Annotated in this window: 8 protein-coding genes; 2 read left to right on the forward strand and 6 right to left on the reverse strand. The window is 65.1% G+C overall.

Annotated elements, in window-relative coordinates; genetic code table 11:
• Positions 1 to 55: 55 nt before the first annotated feature.
• Positions 56 to 559, reverse strand: coding sequence for a glycosyltransferase (locus tag EOA33_RS22075; protein WP_127406592.1), 504 nt, complete (start codon positions 557 to 559; stop codon positions 56 to 58).
• Between the two features lie 147 nt (positions 560 to 706).
• On the opposite strand from EOA33_RS22075, the gene EOA33_RS22080 reads away from it, so the two are divergent.
• Positions 707 to 1,861, forward strand: coding sequence for a PA0069 family radical SAM protein (locus tag EOA33_RS22080; protein WP_127406593.1), 1,155 nt, complete (start codon positions 707 to 709; stop codon positions 1,859 to 1,861).
• A gap of 147 nt (positions 1,862 to 2,008) precedes the next feature.
• Positions 2,009 to 2,704 (forward strand): ribonuclease HII, encoded by a 696-nt coding sequence (locus tag EOA33_RS22085; protein WP_127406594.1) that lies wholly within the window; start codon positions 2,009 to 2,011, stop codon positions 2,702 to 2,704.
• Positions 2,705 to 2,945: 241 nt separating this feature from the next.
• Here the strand turns inward: EOA33_RS22085 and EOA33_RS22090 are convergent, their stop codons facing one another.
• The 5 genes from EOA33_RS22090 to EOA33_RS22110 all read right to left on the reverse strand — a co-directional run bounded on the left by EOA33_RS22090 (position 2,946) and on the right by EOA33_RS22110 (position 5,614).
• Complete coding sequence (locus EOA33_RS22090; protein WP_127406595.1) at positions 2,946 to 3,437, reverse strand: F0F1 ATP synthase subunit B; 492 nt, start codon at positions 3,435 to 3,437, stop codon at positions 2,946 to 2,948.
• A gap of 10 nt (positions 3,438 to 3,447) precedes the next feature.
• Complete coding sequence (locus EOA33_RS22095) at positions 3,448 to 4,044, reverse strand: F0F1 ATP synthase subunit B (RefSeq protein WP_126055980.1); 597 nt, start codon at positions 4,042 to 4,044, stop codon at positions 3,448 to 3,450.
• 63 nt (positions 4,045 to 4,107) lie between these two features.
• The gene (locus tag EOA33_RS22100; RefSeq protein WP_006206606.1) at positions 4,108 to 4,332 is read right to left on the reverse strand and encodes a F0F1 ATP synthase subunit C; all 225 of its coding nucleotides are present in this window, start codon (positions 4,330 to 4,332) and stop codon (positions 4,108 to 4,110) included.
• Positions 4,333 to 4,399: 67 nt separating this feature from the next.
• Positions 4,400 to 5,158, reverse strand: a complete 759-nt coding sequence (locus tag EOA33_RS22105) for a F0F1 ATP synthase subunit A (RefSeq protein ID WP_126055981.1) — start codon at positions 5,156 to 5,158, stop codon at positions 4,400 to 4,402.
• Between the two features lie 63 nt (positions 5,159 to 5,221).
• Positions 5,222 to 5,614 carry an AtpZ/AtpI family protein gene (locus EOA33_RS22110; RefSeq protein WP_126055982.1) on the reverse strand — a complete coding sequence of 131 codons (393 nt, stop codon included), beginning with the start codon at positions 5,612 to 5,614 and terminating at the stop codon, positions 5,222 to 5,224.
• Positions 5,615 to 5,644 lie beyond the last annotated feature (30 nt).

A 5,644-nucleotide genomic window follows, 5' to 3' on the forward strand; every position in this document is an offset into this window, starting at 1 on the left:
ACACAACCCCTTCTCCGCTGCCGGCGCCTTCTCCTCCCAAAAACGGCGAGAAGGATCACTTCGGCGGCGCGACCCAGATCTCGGCGTCGAGCCTCTTCGTCGCCAGGCCGCGCGCGATGGCCTCGGCGCTGCGGGCGCTTTTCGAAAGCGCCGTGGCCTGGCGCTTGCTGATGACCAGCCCCTCGGCCAGCGCCCTGTTGCCGGAGAAGACCCTGGCCAGGAATGGCGCGCGGCTGCCGCGCGCGCGGGAAAAGCGCGCCGGCATTGTGTGCCTCGCCATGTGGGCCACGACCTCGTCGATCCAGCCGTCCGACAGCCGCGCGCCGGGCTCCAGCAACAGCAGCCAATCGCCCTTGGCCTGCCGGATACCGACGGAAATGCCGCCTGTGACATAGTGGCAGCCGGCATGGTCGGCAACGCGGTGCGTCTGGTCGGTCGAGCCGGTATCGCAGACGACGACGTCGCGCACCACGCCTTCGACCGCGCCGCCGATCAGCGAGGCAAGCGTGCGGGCAAGGCCCTCTTCGTCATTCAGGGTTTCAATGAGAACGCTGAGCATTGCCAGCCGAATAGCGGAAAGCCGCGCGCAGCGCCAGCTTGCATGTGGCATAAAAAGTTCTTGCTTTGTTCTCATCAAGAAAATAGGAATAGTTTCATGAACAGAGCGATTCGACAGCCTGCTGACAGTCCTTGGGAGAGGGCGAAAATGGAACAGATCGTGCGTGCCGACATTGCAGCCTTCGGGGCTGGGAGAGCCGAGATGGCGAATGCGATGATCGAGCAGAGCGGCATGCGCGTGCGGTCCGACCGCAATCGCGGTCGTTCCGCCGGCATCAATCCGTCCGGCCGCTTCGAGCCGGTCAGCCGGCATGTGTTCGACGATGGCTGGAATTCGCTGGAGGACCTGCCGCCGTTCAAGACCGAGGTGCAAGTCGAGAGGCCGCGCACTATTATTACGCGCAACGAGTCGCCCGACATCTCCTTCGACCGCTCGATCAACCCCTATCGCGGCTGCGAGCACGGCTGCGTCTACTGCTTCGCCAGGCCGACGCATGCGTTCATGGGCCTGTCGCCGGGGCTCGATTTCGAATCCAAGCTGTTTGCCAAGCCGGATGCGGCGCGCATGCTCGACAAGGAGCTGTCTAAGCCCGGCTACCAGCCGCGCACCATCGCCATCGGCACTAACACCGATCCGTACCAGCCGATCGAGAAACAATACCGGATCATGCGCGAGATCCTCGAAGTGCTGGAAGCGCGCGGCCACCCGGTCGGCATCGTCACCAAATCGGCGCTGGTGACGCGCGACATCGACATCCTGTCGCGCATGGCGGAGCGCGGGCTCGCCAAGGTGGCGCTGTCGGTGACGACGCTCGACCGCATGCTGGCGCGCACGATGGAGCCGCGCGCGTCGACGCCGACCAAGCGGCTGGAAGCGATCAGGCAGCTGTCCGACGCCGGCATTCCCGCCTCCGTCATGGTCGCGCCGATCATCCCCGGTCTCACCGATCCGGAGATGGAGCGCATCCTCGATTCGGCACGCGCCGCCGGCGCGCGCGAGGCCGGCTATGTCATTTTGCGGCTGCCGCTGGAGGTGGCGCCGATCTTCAAGGACTGGTTGTTGCGTCATTACCCGGACCGCTACCGGCATGTGATGTCGCTGATCCGCTCGATGCGTGACGGCAAGGACTACGATTCGGAGTGGGGCAAGCGCATGAAAGGCGCCGGACCCTATGCCTGGCAGATCGGCCGCCGTTTCGAGATCACCGCCAAGCGGCTCGGGCTCAACGCCGAGCGGCGGCAACTCAGGACCGACCAATTTCTTGCCGCAGCCAACGCCGCCGAGCAGTTGATGCTGCTTTGAAGGTCTCGCGCCGGCCCTCGCCGGGCGGCGCGAGAAGAATCCCGTCCGGCCTGTCCCCGGCCTTGAGACGGTGCCCTCCCGGTCCGCGCCCCACCCGACCCGGAGGGACTTGCGGAGAATCGGAGCCGATGCGAACCTCGCCGCACCATGGCTCGCGCGCGTTCCGATTCTCCGCTTCTCTTCGAAATCGTCGAGAAACCCGATTTCTCCATCGAGACGAAGGCGATGGCCGACGGCCTGTGGCCGGTGGCGGGAATGGACGAGGCTGGCCGCGGCCCGCTGGCCGGTCCGGTGGTCGCGGCGGCGGTGGTGCTCAATCCCGCCAACATCCCCGACGGGCTGGACGATTCCAAGCGGCTCACCCATCTGCAACGCGAAGCGCTATTCGCCAGGATCCTGGGTTCGGCGCTCGGCGTGGCGATGGCTTCGATCAGTGCCGAGGGCATAGACGGCAGCAACATCTTGAAGGCCAGCCTCGAAGCCATGCGCCGCGCGGTCGCCGGCCTTTCGCTGCAGCCCAAGCTGGCGCTGGCGGACGGCCGCGACGTGCCGCCCGGTCTCGCTTGCGAGGGGCGCGCGCTGATCAAGGGCGACCAGCGTTCGCAGTCGATTGCCGCCGCCTCGATTGTCGCCAAGGTGATGCGCGACCGCATGATGTGCGGCTGCGGCGGCCATCACGATCGCTATGGCTTCGAGGTGCATATGGGCTACGCGACGGCGCGCCACCGCACGGCGATCGAAGCACACGGACCGGTGGCAAGGTTGCACCGGGCGTCATTCGCGCCGTTTCGCTTGGGCGGCGTCGAGGTGGTGGAAGAAGAGAGCTTTGTAGGACTGGAGTGAGGCGGCGGCGAAGGTGCGCGTAATCTCCCCCCTTGAGGGGGAGATGGCCGGCAGGCAGAGGGGGTCGCTTCGCGTGAAGCTCCAACGCCATCTGTCGTCCGCAAGAAAGTCGCGCCCAGTCGAACCGACCCCCTCTGTCGCCTTTGGCGACATCTCCCCCTCAAGGGGGGAGAATATCTCGCTCAAACAAAAAAGCCGCCGGGTTACCCAGGCGGCTTTTTGATTTCTAACGGCGAAGCGCTCAGTTCAGCTTGGCCTTCACGTCCTGAAGCGCCGACTTGAAGAAGTCCGCGCCGGCCTTGGCGTCGACCTTGGCGGCAAGCAGTGCGCGGGCGGCCTCGACGGCGATGTCGACGGCGCTGGCGCGAACCTCGCTGATCGCCTCGCGCTCGGCCTGGCCGATCTTCTGCTCGGCGAGCGCTGTCCGGCGCGCGACATAGTCCTCGGTCTTCTTGTGCGCCTCGGTGGCGAGCAACTCGGCCTCGCGCTTGGCGGCGGCGACAATGTCGGCGGCCTCCTGCTCGGCTTCCTTGCGCTTCTTCTGGTACTGGCCGAGCAACTGCTGTGCCTCCTCGCGCAGCCGGCGGGCTTCTTCAAGCTCGTTGCTGATCTTGGCGGCGCGGGCGTCGAGCCCCTTGGCGATCAGGCCGGGCACCTTGATGTAGATGGCGATGCCGAGGAAGATGACCAGGGCAACCGTGGCCCAAAGCGTTGCGAGAGATGTGGCGTCCATGATGCGCTCCTCACCGGGCCACGGATTTGACCGCGGCCGCGATCTCGGCCTTGCTGGCCTTGCCGCCGACAAGCGCCTCGACGATGGCCGAAGCGGTGTCCTCGGCGATGGTGCCGACTTCCTTCATGGCGTTAGCCTTGATGGAAGCGATGCTGGCCTCGGCTTCGCCGAGTTTCTTGTCGAGCTCCGCTTCGACCTGTTTGCGCGCGGCCTCGGCCTCTGCCTTGGCCCCGTCGCTGGCCTGCTGTCCGATCGCATTGGCTCTCGTCTTGGCTTCGGCCAGTTCCTGCTCGTAAGCAGCAACGGCGGCGTCGGCCTCGCCCTTGAGCCGGGCGGCATGGTCGAGATCCTGCGTGATGCGGTCGTTGCGGACGTCGATGATGCCGCCAACGCGCGGCATCACCACCCGCTTCAGGAACAGGTAGAACAGCCCGAAGGTGATCGCCAGCCACAGCAACTGCGACGGGAACGTCGCCGGATCGAATGGCGGGAACGTGCCGTGTGCCTCGGCCGGCACCTCGGTGCCGGCATGCGTTTCGGCTCCCGCACCGGTGGCGCCTTCGGCGGCCGGCGCTGACTCTTCTGCGAAGGCAGATGTCACGAACATGGACTATCCCCTGATATCAGGCCCGCCGCGGGTCGCGGCCGGCCTGTCCAATCTTCCCGAAGCTCAGCCGAACAGGGCCAGAAGCGCGATGAGAAGGGAGAAGATGCCCAGAGCTTCGGTCACGGCGAAGCCGAAGATCAGGCGGCCGAACTGGCCATCGGCGGCCGACGGGTTGCGCAGCGCGCCCGCCAGGTAGCTGCCGAAGATGTTGCCGAGGCCGATGCCCGCGCCACCCATGCCCAGGCAAGCGATGCCGGCGCCGATGTACTTTGCTGCTTCTGCGTCCATTTCAAACTCCTTTGGATCCGTAATTCCGTTGCAATTCCATCCGGCGGCAAATGCCGGAAACTCGTGATCAGTGCCCGGGATGCAGGGCGTCGTTGAGGTACATGCAGGTCAGCACGGCAAACACATAGGCCTGCAGGAAGGCGACCAGCAGCTCCAGCGCCGTCAGCGCCACAGCCATGGCCAGCGGCAGTACCGAGCCGGCAACACCGACCGCGCCCAGCGCGCTGAGGCTGACGACGAAGCCCGAGAAGACTTTCAGCGTGATGTGGCCGGCCAGCATGTTGGCGAAAAGACGAACCGAGAGGCTGACCGGGCGCGACACGAAGGAGATCACCTCGATCAGCACCACCAGCGGCAGGAGGAAGACCGGCACGCCATGCGGCACGAACAACTTCAGGAAACCGAGGCCGTGCTTGGTGAAGCCGTAGACAATGACGGTTCCGATGACCAGCGCGGCTAGGCCGAAGGTGACGATGATGTGGCTGGTGACGGTGAAGAAATACGGGAACAGGCCGAGCAGATTGGCGACCAGCACGAACATGAACAGCGAAAAGACGAAGGGGAAGAACTTCAACCCCTGCTTCCCAGCCGCATCCCGCAGCATGTTGGAGACGAATTCGTACGCCATTTCCGAGACCGACTGCAGGCGGCCGGGAACCAGGCTGCGGCTGGCGGTGGTGAGATAAAGGAAGGCCGATGCGACAGCGACGGTCGCAACCATGAACAAGGCGGAGTTGGTGAAGGACAGGTCGTAGCCACCGATATTGATCGGAATCAGCTTGACGATATGGAACTGGTGGATCGGATCGACCTTGTCAGCAGCCATTTACATCCCCGTAAAAGCCGCACGCGGCCTTAGTGTCTTACCCAGCGCCATGACGGCGCCACTTCATTCCTCCGGATCACGCGGCTTGCCGCCCTGTCCGAATTGCGCCACCAGCCCCGCCGAGCGCAGGACATTGAGCACGCCGGCGCCAAACCCCAGCAACAGGCCGACGATCAGACCCCACGGCGAGATTCCCGCCAGCCGGTCGATGATCCAGCCAATGCCGACACCGACCACTATCCCGGCGATGAACTCGCTGGACAGCTTGAGTGCCTGACCGTATCCGGTCACTGCTTTCGCGTCGTCTTTCCCCTCGAGCCGGTCCGGCCTTCTTGATGCAAGCGATGCTTCAAGATCACGCCGGCGGCGCTCAAGATCGTCGTCGCGGATGTCGGCTTCGCGCTGCTTGCCGCGGCCGGTTTCTCCGGTTCCGTCTGGCCCGTTCTTGTCGGCCATCGCAACCCCCCTGCCCGGTCAGACCGCTAC

Origin of the sequence: Mesorhizobium sp. M4A.F.Ca.ET.050.02.1.1 (assembly GCF_003997725.1) — a bacterium.
Lineage (GTDB): Bacteria > Pseudomonadota > Alphaproteobacteria > Rhizobiales > Rhizobiaceae > Mesorhizobium.

Coding starts and splice junctions, on each gene's coding strand:
- EOA33_RS22075 (WP_127406592.1), bottom strand. CDS start 559: ATGCTCAGCGTTCTCATTGAAACCCTGAATGACGAAGAGGGCCTTGCC.
- EOA33_RS22080 (WP_127406593.1), top strand. CDS start 707: ATGGAACAGATCGTGCGTGCCGACATTGCAGCCTTCGGGGCTGGGAGA.
- EOA33_RS22085 (WP_127406594.1), top strand. CDS start 2,009: ATGGCTCGCGCGCGTTCCGATTCTCCGCTTCTCTTCGAAATCGTCGAG.
- EOA33_RS22090 (WP_127406595.1), bottom strand. CDS start 3,437: ATGGACGCCACATCTCTCGCAACGCTTTGGGCCACGGTTGCCCTGGTC.
- EOA33_RS22095 (WP_126055980.1), bottom strand. CDS start 4,044: ATGTTCGTGACATCTGCCTTCGCAGAAGAGTCAGCGCCGGCCGCCGAA.
- EOA33_RS22100 (WP_006206606.1), bottom strand. CDS start 4,332: ATGGACGCAGAAGCAGCAAAGTACATCGGCGCCGGCATCGCTTGCCTG.
- EOA33_RS22105 (WP_126055981.1), bottom strand. CDS start 5,158: ATGGCTGCTGACAAGGTCGATCCGATCCACCAGTTCCATATCGTCAAG.
- EOA33_RS22110 (WP_126055982.1), bottom strand. CDS start 5,614: ATGGCCGACAAGAACGGGCCAGACGGAACCGGAGAAACCGGCCGCGGC.